This is a genomic window from Legionella moravica DSM 19234 (genome assembly GCF_000423305.1).
In the GTDB taxonomy this organism is placed as follows: Bacteria; Pseudomonadota; Gammaproteobacteria; order Legionellales; family Legionellaceae; genus Legionella; species Legionella moravica.
The window spans coordinates 19,921-38,718 of the sequence record NZ_AUHS01000031.1 but is presented as its reverse complement, the minus strand read 5'-3'; the positions used below and the strand labels follow the sequence as shown (position 1 = coordinate 38,718).

Sequence of the window (18,798 nt, the reverse complement as noted above, 5' to 3'; positions counted from 1 at the left end):
ATATCTTCTTATTCGATGGCCGTTTGGAGCTCGATAATAACCTCGGTGAACGTACCATTAAACCTTTCGTTATCGGTCGAAAAAACTGGCTCTTTCATGGCAATGACCTCGGCGCCAAAGCCGGTAGTATCCTCTTCTCGCTTATTGAAACCTGTAAGCAGAATAAAATCGAAACTTTTTCCTGGTTTAAATACGTCCTTACTCATATTCGCCAGGCCAGCACTCTAGAACAACTGGAGAACCTTCTTCCTTATAACATTGACCACTCATTACTAACTGATATGCGTAGCTTACCCAATCTCATTATGCCTGAGAAGAGTGAGGTTAATTAACCGTTTACGACATATTAAGAAGATTATCCTTAAGAAAACTGGCAGATGAGTTAAAGCTTAGCAATGAATATCAGGGTGTTGTAAATAAATCATTTATTATTAAAAATCAGATTGTACTTGAGGATGCTTAAATGGAACGATAGTTATTACTCTATGTTTATGATATTGAGGCCCCTCTTAAGATCTTAGAGGGGCTGATTATAAAAAATTCAGTAATCAATAGCTAATAAAAAAATGTGTGGTACAAACTGGTAATTAAGCCCTAAATGTTATTTTTGGATAATGAATCCATTCCCCACTCGGATTATCCGTCAAACAGAGCAACCAAGAAGCGGCAACTCTCAACTCCTTGGACAAAATCATAGCCTCCTCCGACCCAGGACTCCTAGTTCCCTGCTCCCAATTTCCAATCCTAGCCGCCCCTAATCCCGTCCTTTCAGCCAAGACTTTAATCGTCAACTCATTCGCCCTTCTAGCCTGCGTAATCCTACTGCCAATAATTTTTTTCATGTTCATTTAGGTTCATTTGCTATCAAACGGAAATACCCCATTGACTCTAAAAAGCGCCTATTTACAATGGGTTATCAACAACACATTTCGTGTTATTGATTGATACTAATTGAAATCATTTGATAGTGCAAGTGCTGTTTTTAGCGGTGCTTATTAAGGATGAAATAGAGAAATGGGATTTTTGTTTGTTAATACCGATGAATTATCTGCACTGATGGGATTGCCTTATATTCAGCAATCAGCCTATTTGCTGGGAATTCGTCCGTATATGGATCGCAATACCTTTCTGGTAGGCGTTAAGCGTAAAATCAGCTACCAACAGCTTGCTGAAGCCCTTTACGTTGAACCGCACCAAGGTTTTGAATATTCAGGTAGTCCTAGCCGTCCGCAATTACGCCGTATCATCTATGCGCTTGAACGCGCTGGGTTGGTGGAGATCAAATCTATTGGCAAACAACTCATTTTAAAATGCTTATTAGCCAATTCGGATTTGTCTGCTCAAAATAAACCCGTCACAAACCCGACACATCAACCCGACACAAACCCGAACGACAAAAACAATATTAAATCATCAAGTTACGATGATAAAAATCAAAAACCCAGCACAGCGCAAAACACAAAACCCGACACACCTCATAACTCCAAAGATCGTTTTATTTTTTTAAAGCAGCAATTTGAAAAATTTTGGTCTCTTTATCCTTTAAAACAAGACCGAACTAAAGCCTGGCGTGAGTTTGGTTATCTGCAACCAGATGAACAGATGGTTGAACAAATACTGACAGGCCTGCAAGCCCAAATTAATAACCGAGAGGAAATGGAGTTTATTGGTGAGTGGCTACCGAACTGGAAATATCCAGCTACCTGGCTTTCACGCAAATGCTGGAACGATGAATTACTTACCTTAAAAACCCAAGAGGAGCAGCAAAATGAAGCCAATCAAGTGCGTTCTCGAAAAAAATCAGCAACAGATATCCTTACTGAATCCTGCAAAGATGCAAACTTCGATTTCGACTTTGATGAACCATCAGACTCAGGAAACAACATCCTCTCATTCGACCACACCAGAGTACGATAAGCGAATGGATACGCTGTTTATGCGACTTGCAGCAATTTATGGCTATTTGTGGGTCTCCACTTATAGCAACCCTAGTTTTCTCGAACTCTCAAAACGTGAATGGTCAGAAAGCTTAAACGAGTTTGACAACCAAGTACTTAAACTTGCTTTAGAACAAATCAAGAAGAAGTTGGCTGTTCCTCCTTGTCTTCCGATTTTTTATGAGTACTGCACTAACATCCAAAAAGGCATCCAAGCCCGTCAAGAAGCGATCAAACAAAAAACTGAACCGCATATCCCTACCGATCCCCAGGTCGTTCAACTGCATATCAACCAAATGAAAGACTACCTCTTCAAAGAAGCTAAGGAGAAAACATCATGCTGACCTTAATCCGTCGTATCGGCGAAGCAATTTACATTGATAAAGGAAGAATCAAAGTGCATTTAATCTCTGAAAACGAGGGGCTAATTAGGCTAGGTATAGAAGCACCTAAGCATGTTGATATTGAACGTAAAGAAGTCTTTGTCCGCAAAGCAGTGGCACAACATGAACAAGCGCAGGCACTTAGAAACCAATCAGGAGGCGATGATGCTTAAGAAAACTATGGTATTCAGCCTAGTGTTATGTGGTCTGCAAACTCATGCAGCCAATATCACCCAAGTAAGCCGCTATGCCACGGTTAAAAATCAACCGTTAGCAGCCCAAATTAACCCCATGAAAACCGTACAACAGATTCATTTTCCTGCCTCCATTCAAACCATAGGGGAGGCAGTGGATTACTGGTTAGGTTATTCCGGTTATCACCTTGCACCCAAGGAAAAACAAAGTGAAAGCCTGCAACAAGTCTTTCAACAACCATTACCACAAGTCAGTAGAAATCTTGGACCACTAACCATTGAACGAGGTCTGACGGTATTGGTCGGGCAACAACTGTTCACTCTCAAACAAGACGATTTGTTAAGGGAAATCAATTTTAGTCTGATTGCAAGGAGCGCAAGATGAAAAAGTATCTGGATGTTAAATGGCTTAGCCTGCTTGTTTTAAATGTTTTATTAATTACTTTTGTATGTGTAAAAAATCAATCGCCTGCAAATCATAATGAGCTAAATATCCTTGGCGAACAACTCACATCTATTCAAACGCAATTAAAACAACCTGTAGAACAACCTGATTTATCGCTAATTACCCAAAACCTCAACCAGTTAAATAACTTCGTTCAGCAACTGAAAAATAAAGACGATCATCAATTAGGTGAAATATTCACTACAGAACAAGGTGCAATAAAAAAACAACTCGAAGGTATTACGGATTTATTACGCCACTTAGATGAGAAAAAGAAACCTGTGAAAATGCTCTCTGCAAGTCAACTGCCCTTTAAGGTATTAAGCATAGACAGCATCCAAGAAATACCCGTTGCATCCCTTGCTTACCACTACAAAACCCAAGCATTGGAAAAAGGCGATACGTTAGCTGGTTGGACAGTTTTTGAAATCGACTTTGCCAAACAAATCATAGAATTTGAAAACGCAGATAAAGCCCATGTACTGGTTCGCTTAAATCAACATGAGGTGAGCCATGCTTAAGTTATCTACTCTAGCCATGGGATTAGTACTTGGGCAACAGGCCATCGCTGGTTTGTATATCCCTGGCATTGCCACCTCACCCATGCAACAAGCCGACAATGCCTTGGCAAAAGCAGGCCTTACTGAGTTTCATGATGAAGTCATCGAAGAAAAAGATTTCCAACTAAATGACGCTCAAAAGCAAGAAGCGAAAGTCTGGGGATTAAATGAAAAGGAAGAAAAACGCTATCTGCAATTAATGCAGAGCCGGAGTGGCGTGTATTACAAAGACTTGCGAATGACACCGATTGATATCCTTGGACTTAACGCCAAAGATGATGTGGAGCGTGAACATTTTGCCAGCCTGGCTGTCCGCCAGGAAGCGCAAAAGGTGGCGCAAAATATCGCCTGGAACAATGCCTTTTACAAAGCCTATAACGAACTGTTTAAAGATGTACCCGTGGTTGGTGATTTTGATCCCTCCCCTTACTCACCCTATGCACATCAACCTATTCAATTAAAAACAGGTGAAACACTCTATTTATTTGTAAGACCTGACGATGCTGTTACCACGATTGTTCTGCAACTGGTTGACGCGATTAACCGCACTCCCAATACAAAACTTAACCTGTTGTTTTTGGATATGGACAATAACGCCATACAGTTATGGGCGAACCGACATCAAATCCCTATTCAATTAGTGACCAGCCAACAAGTCACCCTAACCTCTGGCAACCAACAATTTGAAAGCTTAACGCTTGCCAAGAAACAAACCCCATTACTGTTAATAGCCAACGGTAAAACCTCGCAAGTCGTCGATTTAGGGAGATTTTAATGATTAGGATTTTGTTCTTACTCTTGGTCACGTTGAATGTTCATAGCATGAACGTCATTCCTTTAACCCTGTCACAAAGTGATACGTCATTAAAATTAAATCTGTCCAGCCCAATAGGCGTACCAGCCAAAAGCAAAGCCACCGCAGGCAAAGTCAGCCGTAAAACATTGGATACCAGTTTATTAAACATGCCTTTGTTTGTCATAGGTGCAGATAAAGCGTCGATTCAATGGTTAGAACAGCATCAAGAAGAATTAAAATCCATGCAAGCCACAGGATTCATTACCAACGTCAATGACTTTGAATCTATTGTCGCTTTGCAAGAAAAATTCAAACTACCGTTATTACCAGTTAATGTTGATCCATTGCTTGCATACCTTCATGAACAACATTACCCCCTAATCATTGCTGAGGGGGCTGTATGGCAGTAAAGCAATATTCAAGGCAACTGACCATGCAATTAACCATAGTGCTATTCTTAGGTTGGTTGGCGATTATTATCTGGGCTTTAAGTCAATGGCTTCTGCATGGCTACTCATTTGCTTTTGAAAAAGTGAATACCCTTGTAAACACTCAAAGAGAAGCCATCACCCCTGTTTATCAAGGCTCACTTTTGGCAGTTCTTCCTTTGAATTCTAAACCAGATTGGGCATTCGCTATCCCCTACTTAAACAAACTGGCCATCAATGACCTTGCCAAGGACTTAATCGAAAAATCACAACAATTCTTGCAGATCCTTTTATTAAGCAGCCAGTGCCTTTTAATCAAACTCATTATCCTATTCGCCGCCCTGCCCTTATTTGCTTTAACCATGATTGCAGGCCTGGTTGACGGCCTAAATCAAAGAGCAATACGCACCGCTTGTTTAGGTCGTGAATCCTCATATGTGTTCCACAGGCTTAATCACTATTTAAAAAAGGGACTGGTGATTTTACTCATGCTGTGGCTTGCCCTGCCCGTTAGCATCACCCCTGCTTATGTCTTTGTGCCTGTCAGTTTGTTGATGGGATTAATGGTAGCCATGACGGCCAGCCGCTTTAAGAAATACTTATAGGGAGAAACCATGAAACGAATATTATGCCTGACCTTAATGATAATAAGCCTGCAATGTTCAGCGAATAACCCTGATTTGAATGAAACACTGGTACGCATTATTAATCAGATTAACGCCATCATGCCTTTGCTTGATGAAGCGCAAACACAGATAACACCAAATGCTCGTATCCAATTGCAAATAGAAGGATTTGAAGATCTCCAAGGCCAGCATCACGCCGGATTGAGAGAAGACTTGCTAAACATCCGCAACGGGCTGATTGACTATATCAACCAGCCCATCATTGCCCCTCGAAAAATTAAACCATTAGAAATGGATTTTGTGAGGAAACCCTAATGAGTAAAGACGAAATAGCGAGAATGTTTGCTTCAACATTCAAACAAGCCAGCAACAACATCTCAGCCCAAGTCTTTTCCAGCAGTATCCGTTTTATTGCCATAAGCCTGGTGATTTTAGCGGTGATGTGGTGCGTCAACCACATGATGGGATCCGAGGAAAAACAGCAACAAGGATACTTGCTGAACTTCGGTTCTCGAATGGTCAGGCTTGTCATTGGCCTGATGATTTTCATTTTAGTGTTATTCGTTAAGGAGACAACATGAAAACAACGCTTCGCACGCTCTACCTGGGAGCTGTCAATCTTTTTTATGCGCCTGTGTTACTGGCAGATAACTGGTTCCCTAAAATTTCTGATGCGGACAACATCGGTGACGGTTCCAAAAGCATGATGTCGGTAACAGGCAATTACGTCAAACAGGGTCTTGGCTTATTGCTGTTCATCACCGCAGTCGTGACCTTTATCAAGTTCATTACCACTGTGCAACACGGTATTGAAGAATCCAAAAAGAACGAAGGTTCCATGGTGGCCTTCGGTACTTTTGCCGTAATGGGGATTACCTATTTAGCCATTAGCATCGCTTCTGGTTATGTGGGTTACACCATGATTACCAAGTTCAAAATATAGGAGGTGAAATTATGAGTCAGCCTTCTTCGCGTCATCTATCACATGACTTCCCAGCCTGGAAAGGCTTAAGTCTGCGTGAATTGTTTTGGATTGTCATCACTACAACACCAGTAACCACCCTGCTTTTTATCCTTTTAGGAACAATGGCAGGATATCCACTGGCCGCTGGCTGCATCGGTTTTGTGATTGGATTCATCCTCTCCATTACCGTGTGGCCTAAAGGAGTCGCCCGTATCAAAGCAGGCAAACCTTATGGTTATGTGATGAAGAAAACCATTCAATGGATGGTGCGATTAAGGCTCAAACACTCGCCCTGGATTCATTATCAAGGACAGTGGCAAAAGAATAAATCTGTTGGAGAGCCTCATGTTTGAATATTGGAAAAAGATCGACAGCCTACAGCATCATAACCGTTTATTACTGGCTTTTATCGGCCTGTTATCAGCCATCGTTTTGGCCTTAATCATTAACCTCATGACCATGCCCAAACGCTATGAGTTTTGGCTAAGTCCTAATATGGCGGCCAATGGCGGTTTAATGAAAGCAAGCGATATCCCTAATGAATATGTGCAAGGATTTGTGTCCTCATTAATACCAACGCTATATACCTGGTCTAATAAAGGCAAAGAAGAATTTAACCAAAATATCAAAGCCTTTCATTATTATTTTACCTCTCGTCATGAACAATTACTCAGAGAAACGCTGGGAGCTTATAAAAACGCGCAGCTCTTTGACCGCAGTCAAGTAGCCAGTCTCTATCGTTTCATGGAGCCTCAAGATATTAGAAAAATTGGTCCCGATACCTGGGAAGTGAAATTAATCCTGCGCATTACTCAAAGACTGAAAGACAACAGTGGTATGGTGATTGCCGACAAGGTAGTGGCCTATCACCTGCGTGTGGTCAAACTCAATTTGTCTCGTTTACACAACCCTTTCCAACTCGCTCTCGATGGCTACACCCGTCCTGAAGAACGTTTACAAGATTTATTGGTCGACACGGAGGAATCTCATGAAACTCATTAAACACATGTTATTAATAATTGGCTTTATGCTCACGCAAGTAAGCTACGCTCTGCAAAGTGAACATCTGGTTTGGGAAAAAGTCCCTTTAACGATTGAATTACCTATCAATAAAGAAAGGCTCGTTCAATTTCCCCAGGCCATTAAAATTATTGATCAACAACTCAGTACCAACCTCGATATTCTGAAAGTAAAAGGCAGTCTGTATTTAAAGGCTAAAGACACCTTCAACGATGCACGTTTGATTGTGCAACTCTTACCCGAAGGTGAAGTCATCATACTGAACCTTAAAGCCAATGAGAAAGCTGTTAATACCACACCTATTGAAATCCTCATTGATGATCCCAAAGTCAGCCATCAGTCAAATGCAAGCCAATATGAATACAATGCTATACAGCTCACCCGTTTTGCCATTCAAGCCTTGTACTCGCCAGAGCGTGTCAGAGATATTCCAGAGGGTATTTATCGCTCGCCCATGCAAACCAATAAAACCATCCCCTTATTCTATGGAGCAAGCATTGAAGCTCACCCTCTGGCTTCATGGCGTGGTGGTAGCCTCTATGTAACCGCGGTCGATTTAAAAAACCTGCTAAATCAACCTGTCAAACTGCAATTTTCAAAACTCATGGGGCATTGGCAAACCGCAAGTTTCTACCCCAAAAGTGAATTGCCTCCGCGAAATCAACACGAAAGTACAACAGTCTTTGTGGTTTCTGACCAACCCTTTGCCGCAGCACTTACTCAACATGCGAGGTACAGCCGATGAACAAAAACAAAGGTATTAAAATCTTAGCTGGATCGGTGGTGTTCGCAGTCGTCATGATTCTAATCAATAGCCGTCATAGCGCGCCTATCCATGATGACACACCTAATCCCAACAATTTTCATGAAGCCATTACCAGCCAATTCAACGACAACATCCGTGATGTGTCTGCAAGACTCCTTGAAACAGAAAAGAAGCTGGAACAAATGCACAAGGAGAATAAATCGCTGCAAAAACAATTAAAGCAACCCATACAAGAAGCAAGTCATACGCTACAGGATGAACTGCAAACACTGAAAGAAAAGCTCTCAGCACTTACCGATCATCAAACCCAATCTTATCCCATGGAAGGCAATCAAGCTCCTGTATCTGGCCAAATCAAAGATCTGGATGGATTGTTGGATAAAGCCCCTATTGAGAGCAAAATCTTTGCAGACCAAGACTCATCCACCAAAGAAGAAGCGCCAACCAAAACACCCTTCTATACCATTCCGGCAGGTAGTGATTTTAGCAAGGTTACGCTTTTGTCTGCCCTAATGGGTGAAGTACCTGTTGAGGGCAAACTAATGCAGCCCTTATTTCCTTTTACCGCAATGGTCAGCCGTGGCGATTTAATGACAGCCAATGGGATGCAATTGCCGGAAGAAATCATTGGTATGAAAATCAGCGGTTATTCCATTGGCGTAGGCTCTTTCCTCGATAACATCAGCTGCGTCCGTGCTTATGTCACCTCAGCTTTATTTGTCTTTGAAGATGGACATTTCGTCAGTGCTGGTCAGGAACAAATGAAAAGCTCTGCGGAGCTGGTGAACAATGACAGCATTGGTTATCTAACTACTCAATTCGGCAATCCTTGCATTAAAGGACAGTATATCACTAATGCCCCCAGAGTTTTAGCCGCTTTCATGGCTGCTGGCGGTATTCAAGGGGCAGGTAATGCTTTATCCAAGTGGCAAATGAGTTATCAAGCAGAAGGCGGTTCTGCTATTGCCACACCTACTGGCGATTTAGCACATTTTGCAGCAGGTGGAGCTATCAACGAGGGCAGCCAAAAAATTACTGATTGGCTTGAGAAAAGAATACAAGGCAGTTTCGATATGGTTTTTGTTCCTGCCAGCATCCGCAGCCACTCAGGCTTTATACCAAATCAATTCAGTCTTCATTTTAGTCAAACCATAGCCATTGATAAAGAACACCAAGGGAGGGTATTAGATTATGGTTACCATCAACAAAAGAACTTTGACAATGCTTTGCGCTAGTCTGGCTTTGAGCGCTTGCTCAACCGCCAATATATCGCAAAGTGCCATTCCTGAGCAGGGATTAACAGTCAGTCAGCTCTATCAGCAAAGCATGCAACAGCCTATACAAAAGGCTGTTGTTCAACAGGTACGGTTTGAGGATTCAGGCGAAGAATTTAAGCAGCTGCCGAATCCCGAAGTGCCTATTCATATTTTTGCGCATGTGGCTCAGCTCGGCGATGAACAAATCATCAAACCAGCCTATACCACACGCTTTTTTCTTTACAAGCAAAATCAATACGCCCTGGCATCAGAACTGTATTAAGGAGGCATGATGAAACGATTATCTAACTGGTTGCTTGGGGAAATGAATCCCCAGGCTATAAAAGAACAAACCATTAAAAAGCAATACGCCAATCCTTTACCTTCTTTTGCTGACAGGCTGGCCATTGTTGATTTCAACGAACAAGAACAAGTATTTTTATTTGCTGATGGAAAAAGTTTAGGTTCAGGGTTTGAGCTAGGTGATATTCAAGCCGAAGCAGCTTCTCCTGAATACTTGCAAGCTGTCTTTAATAAAATCCGCGATACCTTTGCAACGGTAGTTCCCCTTCATGCGATAGATCCTTGGGTCATGCAAATGTTTGTTCAAGATGAATATTGCCTTGATCCCGTTATTAATCATATTAAATCCAAAATCCCACAACAACTCGTTGAAAATCCACTAACGCAAGATTACTTACAACGCTTACAAGATCTCTACAACAAAATGACCAGGCCAGAAGGTTTATTTCTCGATCCGAAAACAGGTGCGCCTTATCGTGGCCGCAGACGAAGAATCCGAGTATTGTTTTATAGACAATTACATCAAACCACTCTACCCCGCGAGCAAATTCTTCTCGAACATCAAGAAGTCGTCAGTCAGATTGAAACCAAACTACGTTCGCCAGGCCTCGAAATCAAACGTCTTACGGGTCAGGATTATTATCAATGGTGGATACGCTGGTTTAATCCTAAATCAGCCGATGAGATCTTGGAACAATATCCCTACCCTAATTCCATACCCGCAGGTTTTAATCTGGCGCAAAATATATTCTTTTCCCCGCCTGAGAGCGATGAGCAAGGATTTATTTTTGAAGGCCGAAAACAAAGAATCCTGTATGTTGATAGTTTAAAAGAAGCGCCCATTATTGGTTTAGTCTCCCGAGAAAGACAACAAGCCAATCCAAAGCACCGCTATGCGCTTTTGGATACCTTGCCAGAAGGAAGCATCTACACCATTCAAGTCGTCTTTAGCCATGATGAAAATCTTGATTCCCATTTAACACGATTAGAAAAGGGAATTGTGGGAACTAGCCTAAAACCTCAAGAAGTCAGAGATGATATAAAAACAGCCCGTAATGAATTAAGTACTGGCAATCGCCTGTTCTGGGTTAATCAGGCCGTTTTTTATCAAGCCGAAGATGAGCAACAAGCTCAGGTTATAGAAAAAAACCTACATAGCATTTTCAACGATGCCAAGATGCCCTTAATTCATTCCATCTATGATATCCACCCATTAAATTCCTGGCTCAATGCTCTACCGTTTAATTTCGATCCCCACTATGCCCGTAAGTACTTATGCTTTGACCGTCTGATGTATGCCACAGAGCTTGCGGCTTTACTTCCTGTTTATGGACGAAACCAAGGCGCAAGACATTTACCCTGCTTTCCTTTTTTCAACCGCTTAGGTGAACCTGTTTTCTTTGACTTACTTCACCATGATTTTATTAGCCAAAATTCGCATTGCGCGATTTTCGCCAACTCTGGTGGTGGTAAGTCAGTTTTAACAGGTTGGATGATTCAATCACTGCTCGCCATGAAAAACGCCCGTGTAGTACTTTTTGAAATGGGGAACTCGTTTGACCGAATGCTCATTCATGCCAAAGCCCATGGCAAAAAAACCAAACAGTTATTATTGAGCAATAAAAAAGAAGAAGCTGTTCCATTAAATCCCTTTTGCGAAGCGTATAAAGCCATTCCAGAAATTACAGATAATTTAAGCGCAGAACAAGCTGCTTTAATAGCTCAAAAAATTATGGATCTTAAAGATCCTGCTCACTCAGAAGATTTGGCTTGTGGTGATGGTTCTCGCGCATATCTTGCAGAGCTTGCCTTAGCTTTGCGTACCATGATTACGGAAGCCAATGCCCTGGAAGAAGAACAATTTACCCTGGCTGATGAAACACTGTTAATCGAAGTATTAATTGATGCCATCCTAACTTCATTTAACAATGGCATACCACAAATGCTGACTGAACATATTGTGAGTGCATTTCAACGACGATTGGATAAAGAAACGGTGGCGCGTAAGAAAGACCGGATTCTGGATATGCACGACCGATTAAACAGTTATGTCATTAACAGCGCGAAATCCCGCTTCTTTAATGTGCCAACTGAGCCTTTAGGTGATTTTGATATCTTTCATATTGATATTTCCGCCATTAAAGATGATACCGGAAAACTGGCTTTGGTCATGGTGTCTTTGTTGCCAAGAATACTGGCCATGGCTGAGGCTACTCAAAACGATAATAGACCAACCTTTCTTTTTATTGATGAGTCCCACCTGCAATTTCAAATTCCTTCTGTGGTGACAGTGTGTCTACTGGTTGCCAAAGTAGCCAGAAAGCTCGGGCTTTGGCTGGTTGCGATTACCCAAAACGTCACCGACATGAATTCTGAAAAGGCTGCAAAGATTTTATCGTTAATTGAAACCTGGATTTTATTAGGATTGGATGAAAAAGAAATCACTGATGTGAAACGCTTTAAATCCTTAACACCGCAGCAGGAAACATTAATCAGAGATATTGATTCGCAAAAAGGTTTGTATGCAGAAGCAGTTTTATTAGGGTCACGCTACCAAGGATTATTTCGCGTCATTCCACCCCGCTACCTGCTTGCCCTCTTAATGACTGAGAAATCTGAAAAAGCACAACGCCACCTTCTGGAGAAAGAACATGATGTCCTGGTCGCCGCTGAAATCATGGCTAAAAAACTCGAACAACCAAAAACAACTACTAATAACAGGGCTTATTTTTATGACTAATACTGCCTTTGCTTTAGAAAGCACAAGCCCGCCTCATCCTGTGAATACCTTCACAATCGCCACACGGGTTTTGCAAAAGCTGTTTCATAACAGCCATTACAAAGTCATTGGCTCTTGCACTTGGACGGTGGGACGTTTACCGCCAAGACTTGAAGTCACCCCTGCCATTGAACAGTTTTTACCTGATCTAATAATTACGGTCAGTAATAAACCAGAAGAAAATCCCTGGCTTGAAGCGCGAACCCTTTATGAAAATAAAGCTGCAAGAACGATGTATCAACAAGCCTATAAGGCTGCAACTGGTTCAGCGTTGGGATTTGGTAATGACAGCGGTCAAACCACAGACCTTCATATCAATGATGAGCGCACGCGCATTGTTGATGTGATTGGCAGTCCTGCTGCATTTTACCGTATCCCCTATCTATCACATAGGCCGGAAACTGGTTTTGGCGTTCCTTATTATTTGGCCGAAGCTGATGCAGTCATGGATAGAACAGAAGCAGCTGAATTGCTGTATATGGGAACGCATCCTCATCTGTTAATCAACCATGAAATCGGCACATTGACACAACATTGGGGTTCTGAAATTCCAAGATTGATGCGCGTAACGCAACCCTATAACTACAGGGCTTCAGTTGTTGCAGCCATGCACGCGGTTGATATTGTCACTAATAAAAATCCGTTGCATGTCACCAAATCAACCAGTAATTCCTGCGGTAAAAACTGTGTGGTGGCTAATGCCATTTACGACCCACAAAACACGAAAGTCATCTGGCAGGAAATTTATCCGTTAAATCGCAATATTCACCCAGGCAACGCACAGGATTTCGGCATTGAAGACGAAAAAGCCGGAAATGGTAATTATGTGTTTGTCCTTTGGCGCAAATACCGCGGCTGTATTCAGCATAAAGGCAAACTCGTGAACTTTCTTACTTTTCCCAAGGTTGGGCAACCTCAAAAACGATAGGACATCATCATGAAGAAATCTCTATTACTAGCTTTAATCGTTCCAACACTGACCCATGCTGGCAGCTTTATGCCCAGCCAATCGGATTACTATTATGAATTAGGAGGAACATCCAATTTATTTATTCCACCCGTTAATAAAGACCAAACACTGGTTATTGGTGCAGATATTGATGGCCGTATGGGATTCTCTTGTAGCGGTTTTAATCCTGTCGTATCCATTACCAATACCTTTCAGGATTTGAAAAAATCAGCGTTAAATATCCCTGGCGGTGTCATTGATAACCTCAAAGGCTCTGTCGCAGGATTCCCACTTTATAAGCTACAGCAGTCCATGCCTGCTTTATACAATGTTCTACAAAATGCCGCATCCAGCGCACAAAATGAATTTACCCTCAAGGTTAAGGATTGCCAAGAAGTCAAACAAGCTCTGGAACAAAACCAATCGCCAATGGAAGGCATATTATCAGTATCCGATAGTCAAGGATGGCTGGACGCTGCTAAACGCGCTAAAAAGGAAAACGTCGATGTGACTGAGACATCGAAAAGCATCGCCCAAAAACGAGATGAATATGGCCTGCCCTGGATAGGCCACGATAAAGGCAATGCTGGCGGTAAATTTCAACGTCCTATTAAGGTCATCAACGATGTGGTCATTGCTGGCTACAACATCCTTTTAGAGAGAAAACCTTTAGATTCTTTGGAAAAGCCAAGTACCAAAATCCCTATGGTACAAAGCTGGCCAACGCCTACCGATGCTGCTAATTGGGCAGTTAAGGTTCTTGGTGACATCCAGGTCAGTAGTAGTGAGAACAAACAAAGCCATGATGCTAAAGCAGGAATTGGTTTGTCAGCTTTATTGCAAAGCTGTGCGAACGCCAATACTTGTAGCCAGAACATTGCCAAAGCCTTATGGAATTTGGTCAATGGTACATGGAAACTGACTGAGGAAAATCTGCATAAAGTCAGTGCTTCCAATTTACTGATTACCGATGAAGTCATTACCACCATTCAGCATCTACCGCGCGAGGAGCAAATGCTCACTGTCTCAAAACTGGCAGAAGAAATCGCTGTTCAAAATATGTTGGATAAAGCGTTGATGATGCGCCGCATCTTGCAGGCAGGATTACAAGTGCAAGAAGTACAAAATTTAAAACCTGCGATGAATATGGTCTTGTTTGCCCTTAAAAAATTAGATGATGACATTCACTCGTTATCTTTTGAAAACGATGTCCGCAAAAAAATGATGACTGAAACCTTGGGAACTATCATGGATATTCGACATCAAGCTCAAAGCCAGAATATGCCAGGTCAGGATCACGAACAGCCTGCTGTTAAAAATGGCGCAATTTACGTTAAAGAAAATAAAGGAGCTTAATCATGATTGTTTTTAACCCTTTATCCCTCTACACCACCTATCTAGGCTGGCAACAGTATGAGGTTCTATTCAACGCCCTGTGGCAAACAGGGCTTTTGTACCTTGGCTTTTTGGCCATTGGTTATCGCTTTCTTAAAAACGTGCTCAATCCCGCAGGTGCGTTCTATGCGGTTGAACACGCTTTAAATAATTTTCTTTATGAACTGGCAGTTACTTTCCTGATATGCAGCTTATTTGTCTATCCTTGTGTACCGTTGGAAACCAAAGCCCTACAGTTTAAACCCCTGTGTGGCCTAAAAAACCCAACGACTGCGGTCATTGGCGACAGCGGAACAACTTATGATGAAGCCTTTGCAGATCTGCTGACTAACCAAGTCAAAATTCCCATAGGTTTTGCCATCATTCAGAACTTTATGTCGAGCTTTACTTACAGTCTCATGAAAGTAACGGGCTGCACTGACAGTTTACAGTCCATTCAAGGCGACTTGGTATCAACCTACCTGCCACAGAATATTCGCAAACAAGCTCTGGATTTTCATAGACAATGTTTTATCGAAGCGAGAACGCAATTCAACAGTGAGAAGCACAAAGCCAGTGAATTAGATCCTATGCTAAAACGCTATGGCGGTGAGGATGATCTAAACTGGATGGGTTCTAAAATCCTGCAAAAAATGTATTACAGCAAACTTCATGCACGTAAACCTGTGCCTGGTTTTACTTTCCATCAAGCCCCTAATCGTAATCTTGAAAAAGCGGCTAATCGCGGTGATATACCACCAGAGCAATTGCCAGAAGACGGCTACCCTAGCTGTCAGCAATGGTGGAGCAAAATCAAAACTGACCTGGTTGAAGTCTCTAATCAAGCCAGTGTTTTTAACAAACATCTAAATTACTACGCCATGCTGGATAGGGTTCGCCAATATAAAGTGAAACACCCGAAAGCCTGGAAAGCAGACATCAGCGCAGAAGATTTTATTGCGAAAATGCTCTTGCAAGAAAGCAGAGACATGCAGACCAGTTCTGTTCAAAGCTTCATGGATAATAACAATGGAAAGGTCGCATCTGCCATTACCCATAGCTTGGTCAATGTCGGACAATGGACAAAATCATGGACATCTACCCCATTAAAAAGAGAAGCCATCATGCAAACCTTACCTGTAATGCAGGCGTTTTTCATGTTCTTTTTAATCATTCTCACCCCAATGGTTTTGTCTTTGAGCTGCTACAGCACCCGAGCATTAGGCAGCCTGTGCGCCTTATTTGTCATGGCTATTTTTCTTCAATACCTCTGGCATTTAGTCGGATTTCTTGAACGTTCAGTGCTTGACCCATTAGGTGAAAACGATGCGATTTCTGCTATGAAGAATATGGCTGTGATGTTTTACTTTGTCGCGCCTGTTTTATTGCTGAGATTATCAAGTCATTTTGGCGGTGACGCTGGGGCTGGTCTTATGGATTTGGTTAACGGTTCAGATAGGCAGAGTGAAAGCATGACGCAATCCGGTATGGACGTAGCCAAGACAGGAGTAAAAATTATTTCAAAAGGAATTCGATGAATATGTTAAAGCACGTCCTTACGTTCAAAGGCTTCATTGTATTCACGAATAGTGATCAAACCATTATCAAGTTTATCTTGAGCCTCATAAACAGACATATAGCGTTTGGCAGGTTTATCCTCTGCCACTCCGACAATGGCATCAAGAACGACCGCCAACAACCGAAATATCTTTCTCATTTGGAGTTATCCCTATGATTAAACATTACATCCGTTCATCCATTATAGTATTAATTCAAACCATTTTACCAATGATTGCCTTACTAGTAATTGCGCCTTCGTTCATTAATAGCAATCTACTAGCACACTGGCAAAGCACGGTCACTACCATTCAACCATTATTTCTTGGTCTGCATGGAGCGCTCTATTTAGCCCTTATTCTATTATGGCCAAGACTAATTTCACGCTTACAGAATCAACACCAACTTACCACAGAACAGCTGAGCATCGCCTTAAAAGCTCGTTGGTATCTGCTGGCTATTTTTGTATTTATTGATGCCTTGATGATCGGGAGCCGACTATGAGCAATTACCCTATTAATAACCTATTAAGAGAACCAACAGAAGCCTGGTCAGCCATTACCTGTTTGTCTCTAGCCTTACTGGCATATACTCAACCGCATTTGTTTTTACTAACACAAACTATGGGATTATATGCTGCGCTCGCATTATTAATCCCTGGAACTTATAGAGCCTGGCAAGCAATAAAAGTAAAACGCTATCACCGAAGATTATTAGCCATGCCCACCTATGCCCTATCCACCACACAAATACCTTTATCCAAAAACTGGTTGTTCCTGGGCAAAGGCTTTCGCTGGCGACCAAGCCATACCCAAAAACTGCATCAAATTAAACAAGTCAAAAATGAAAAGTTCATGCAACGAAGCTGTTGCTACCAGCTTGCCAGAAGATTCTGCCAAAACCATGAACATACAAAGCTAGCCAAATGGCTAAATACCAATTCAAAATTAAACCCTTTTAGACCTGATCCACCTGTTGGCGGTAGTCCATTTTTGCATGGTGTAGGCGAAGAAGATAAACCTGTATACATCCCTCAAGATGTACGAGTAGGCCACACTTTCGTTGTTGGTACAACCCGAGTGGGGAAAACCCGTTTAGCCAGCATTTTGATTAACCAAGACATCCGCAACGGTGATGCTGTCATTGTTGTAGACCCCAAAGGTGATCAAGATCTGGTTAGAGATATGATCGCAGCCTGTAAAGTATCAGGACGAATAGAAGATTTCAAAATAGTACATTTAGGCTTTCCAGAACAATCTGCACAATACAACCCTTTAAAGAACTTCGACCAAATCAGCGAAGTTGCCACACGCATCACCGATGCAATCTCCGCAGAGGGAGAGGGAAAACAGTTCGCAGCCTTCGCATGGAAATACGTTAATATTGTTGCTATATGCCTGGAAGAAATGAATCAACCCATTACCTATCAAACAATAGCCTTCTATATTAGTCGATTAGAACAACTGTTAATGTCCTATGCTGATAAAATTCTGCCTAACCACTATCCTAATTATCATCAAGAGATAGATGAAATCATCGAGGAACACGATAGTAAAATAGGAAAAAATAATAAGACAAAATCCCCAATGGAACGCCACCAGGCGGTCATTCAGTATGTCAAAGACCACATCAACAAAACCATCAAAAGCAACAATGCTGAAGCCCTACACGACCAAATCTTAATAGACCTCTACGATGCAGCCATTATGGATAAACATTATTACGACAAAATCACGGCCAGTGTTGGTCCTGTACTGTCTGAAATCAATAAGAGTAATGCCTCAAAAATCCTGTCGTCAAAAGCTCATCCAGGTGAAATTGAGCTGATGGATATAATTAAAAATAAGAAAGTGCTTTATATTGGTTTAGACAGCCTTACTAATCCCAATATTGCTCAAGCTGTAGGTAAAGCCATCTTGTCTGATCTGGTATCTACTGCTGGTAAAATCTATAAAGAACCCAACGCACGATATACTTTAAATCTGCACTGCGATGAATTGTCAGAGATTATCCAAGATTCCTTTGTGAAGATACTTAATAAAGCAGGTGGGGCTGGGTTTCAGGTCACCGCTTATGCTCAAACTATCCAGGATATGGAGGTTGCACTTGGCTCCAAGGCTAAAGCAGAAGTATCCGAAGGAAATTTTAATACATTGATTATGCTGCGTGTTAAAAATGAAGAAACAGCCAATTTACTGGTTAAAGTCCTACCTCAAGTTGGTGTTGTTGGACATACGCAGGTTTCTATGGTTAACGATACGCCGCATGGGGATGATGGGATTTATTTTAATACGACTAATGAAGATCGAGTCCAGACTTCTTCTGTGCCTATGATTGGGGTGGACGATATAGTTTCATTACCTAAAGGTCAAGCATTTATTCTAACTAACGGAGGAGATTTATTTAAAGTTAGACTACCTTTAATGAAATCAATTTGATAACTTATAGATTGATATCAAGA

Annotated in this window: 25 protein-coding genes; 23 read left to right on the top strand and 2 right to left on the bottom strand. The window is 41.7% G+C overall.

All coding sequences use genetic code 11. The features are described from left to right. A partial coding sequence (locus tag G543_RS18715) for a transposase domain-containing protein (RefSeq protein WP_155824931.1) occupies window positions 1-332 on the top strand: 332 nt, incomplete at its 5' end. Between the two features lie 255 nt (window positions 333-587). On the opposite strand, the gene G543_RS0108685 is transcribed toward G543_RS18715, so the two are convergent. Next, on the bottom strand, window positions 588-842 hold the full coding sequence (locus G543_RS0108685; RefSeq protein ID WP_238584688.1) for a helix-turn-helix domain-containing protein: 255 nt from the start codon (window positions 840-842) through the stop codon (window positions 588-590). 172 nt (window positions 843-1,014) lie between these two features. On the opposite strand from G543_RS0108685, the gene G543_RS0108680 reads away from it, so the two are divergent. Genes G543_RS0108680 through G543_RS0108585 form a run of 20 tightly spaced genes read left to right on the top strand, consistent with a single transcriptional unit; the run spans window position 1,015 to window position 16,318 of the window. Next, the gene (locus tag G543_RS0108680; protein WP_028384175.1) at window positions 1,015-1,917 is read left to right on the top strand and encodes a hypothetical protein; all 903 of its coding nucleotides are present in this window, start codon (window positions 1,015-1,017) and stop codon (window positions 1,915-1,917) included. Between the two features lie 4 nt (window positions 1,918-1,921). Continuing rightward, window positions 1,922-2,281: a hypothetical protein gene (locus G543_RS0108675; protein ID WP_051190656.1), complete on the top strand. Its 360-nt coding sequence runs from the start codon at window positions 1,922-1,924 to the stop codon at window positions 2,279-2,281. Next, the gene (locus tag G543_RS0108670; protein ID WP_028384173.1) at window positions 2,275-2,493 is read left to right on the top strand and encodes a carbon storage regulator; all 219 of its coding nucleotides are present in this window, start codon (window positions 2,275-2,277) and stop codon (window positions 2,491-2,493) included. The genes G543_RS0108675 and G543_RS0108670 overlap by 7 nt, the downstream gene beginning before the upstream one ends. Beyond that, window positions 2,486-2,899: a PFGI-1 class ICE element type IV pilus protein PilL2 gene (pilL2, locus tag G543_RS0108665; protein WP_028384172.1), complete on the top strand. Its 414-nt coding sequence runs from the start codon at window positions 2,486-2,488 to the stop codon at window positions 2,897-2,899. Before G543_RS0108670 ends, pilL2 begins: the two co-directional genes overlap by 8 nt. Next, a complete protein-coding gene (locus G543_RS0108660) occupies window positions 2,896-3,480 on the top strand; it encodes a hypothetical protein (RefSeq protein WP_028384171.1) in 585 nt (194 codons plus the stop codon). The genes pilL2 and G543_RS0108660 overlap by 4 nt, the downstream gene beginning before the upstream one ends. Then, entirely contained in the window at window positions 3,473-4,294 is an 822-nt protein-coding gene (locus G543_RS0108655) for a TIGR03759 family integrating conjugative element protein (protein WP_028384170.1), read from the top strand. The genes G543_RS0108660 and G543_RS0108655 overlap by 8 nt, the downstream gene beginning before the upstream one ends. Further along, window positions 4,294-4,725 (top strand): integrating conjugative element protein, encoded by a 432-nt coding sequence (locus G543_RS0108650; protein ID WP_028384169.1) that lies wholly within the window; start codon window positions 4,294-4,296, stop codon window positions 4,723-4,725. The genes G543_RS0108655 and G543_RS0108650 overlap by 1 nt, the downstream gene beginning before the upstream one ends. Then, entirely contained in the window at window positions 4,716-5,348 is a 633-nt protein-coding gene (locus G543_RS0108645; protein ID WP_028384168.1) for a TIGR03747 family integrating conjugative element membrane protein, read from the top strand. The genes G543_RS0108650 and G543_RS0108645 overlap by 10 nt, the downstream gene beginning before the upstream one ends. 9 nt (window positions 5,349-5,357) lie before the next feature. Beyond that, on the top strand, window positions 5,358-5,684 hold the full coding sequence (locus G543_RS0108640) for an RAQPRD family integrative conjugative element protein (protein ID WP_028384167.1): 327 nt from the start codon (window positions 5,358-5,360) through the stop codon (window positions 5,682-5,684). Then, the gene (locus G543_RS0108635) at window positions 5,684-5,950 is read left to right on the top strand and encodes a hypothetical protein (protein WP_028384166.1); all 267 of its coding nucleotides are present in this window, start codon (window positions 5,684-5,686) and stop codon (window positions 5,948-5,950) included. Before G543_RS0108640 ends, G543_RS0108635 begins: the two co-directional genes overlap by 1 nt. Further along, a complete protein-coding gene (locus G543_RS0108630) occupies window positions 5,947-6,312 on the top strand; it encodes a hypothetical protein (RefSeq protein WP_011213425.1) in 366 nt (121 codons plus the stop codon). The genes G543_RS0108635 and G543_RS0108630 overlap by 4 nt, the downstream gene beginning before the upstream one ends. An 11-nt stretch (window positions 6,313-6,323) precedes the next feature. Beyond that, complete coding sequence (locus tag G543_RS0108625) at window positions 6,324-6,686, top strand: TIGR03750 family conjugal transfer protein (RefSeq protein ID WP_010946729.1); 363 nt, start codon at window positions 6,324-6,326, stop codon at window positions 6,684-6,686. After that, on the top strand, window positions 6,679-7,335 hold the full coding sequence (locus G543_RS0108620) for a TIGR03746 family integrating conjugative element protein (RefSeq protein WP_028384165.1): 657 nt from the start codon (window positions 6,679-6,681) through the stop codon (window positions 7,333-7,335). Before G543_RS0108625 ends, G543_RS0108620 begins: the two co-directional genes overlap by 8 nt. Then, window positions 7,322-8,098: a TIGR03749 family integrating conjugative element protein gene (locus G543_RS0108615; RefSeq protein ID WP_028384164.1), complete on the top strand. Its 777-nt coding sequence runs from the start codon at window positions 7,322-7,324 to the stop codon at window positions 8,096-8,098. The genes G543_RS0108620 and G543_RS0108615 overlap by 14 nt, the downstream gene beginning before the upstream one ends. Then, window positions 8,095-9,354, top strand: a complete 1,260-nt coding sequence (locus G543_RS0108610) for a TIGR03752 family integrating conjugative element protein (protein WP_028384163.1) — start codon at window positions 8,095-8,097, stop codon at window positions 9,352-9,354. Before G543_RS0108615 ends, G543_RS0108610 begins: the two co-directional genes overlap by 4 nt. Continuing rightward, on the top strand, window positions 9,311-9,658 hold the full coding sequence (locus tag G543_RS0108605) for a TIGR03751 family conjugal transfer lipoprotein (RefSeq protein WP_016356821.1): 348 nt from the start codon (window positions 9,311-9,313) through the stop codon (window positions 9,656-9,658). The genes G543_RS0108610 and G543_RS0108605 overlap by 44 nt, the downstream gene beginning before the upstream one ends. A gap of 9 nt (window positions 9,659-9,667) precedes the next feature. Next, window positions 9,668-12,418 carry a conjugative transfer ATPase gene (locus tag G543_RS0108600; RefSeq protein ID WP_028384162.1) on the top strand — a complete coding sequence of 917 codons (2,751 nt, stop codon included), beginning with the start codon at window positions 9,668-9,670 and terminating at the stop codon, window positions 12,416-12,418. Further along, a complete protein-coding gene (locus G543_RS0108595) occupies window positions 12,411-13,385 on the top strand; it encodes a TIGR03756 family integrating conjugative element protein (RefSeq protein ID WP_028384161.1) in 975 nt (324 codons plus the stop codon). Before G543_RS0108600 ends, G543_RS0108595 begins: the two co-directional genes overlap by 8 nt. Window positions 13,386-13,394: 9 nt before the next feature. Next, window positions 13,395-14,762, top strand: coding sequence for an integrating conjugative element protein (locus G543_RS0108590; RefSeq protein WP_028384160.1), 1,368 nt, complete (start codon window positions 13,395-13,397; stop codon window positions 14,760-14,762). A gap of 2 nt (window positions 14,763-14,764) precedes the next feature. Continuing rightward, complete coding sequence (locus G543_RS0108585) at window positions 14,765-16,318, top strand: conjugal transfer protein TraG N-terminal domain-containing protein (RefSeq protein ID WP_028384159.1); 1,554 nt, start codon at window positions 14,765-14,767, stop codon at window positions 16,316-16,318. Window positions 16,319-16,323: 5 nt separating this feature from the next. Here G543_RS0108585 and G543_RS19190 read toward each other — a convergent pair whose 3' ends face one another. Further along, window positions 16,324-16,497: a hypothetical protein gene (locus G543_RS19190; RefSeq protein WP_115343457.1), complete on the bottom strand. Its 174-nt coding sequence runs from the start codon at window positions 16,495-16,497 to the stop codon at window positions 16,324-16,326. A 14-nt stretch (window positions 16,498-16,511) separates the two neighbouring features. Between G543_RS19190 and G543_RS0108575 the strand changes: the two genes are divergently transcribed. Beyond that, entirely contained in the window at window positions 16,512-16,841 is a 330-nt protein-coding gene (locus G543_RS0108575; RefSeq protein WP_028384158.1) for a hypothetical protein, read from the top strand. Continuing rightward, window positions 16,838-18,775 (top strand): type IV conjugative transfer system coupling protein TraD, encoded by a 1,938-nt coding sequence (gene traD, locus G543_RS0108570; protein ID WP_028384157.1) that lies wholly within the window; start codon window positions 16,838-16,840, stop codon window positions 18,773-18,775. Before G543_RS0108575 ends, traD begins: the two co-directional genes overlap by 4 nt. Window positions 18,776-18,798 lie beyond the last annotated feature (23 nt).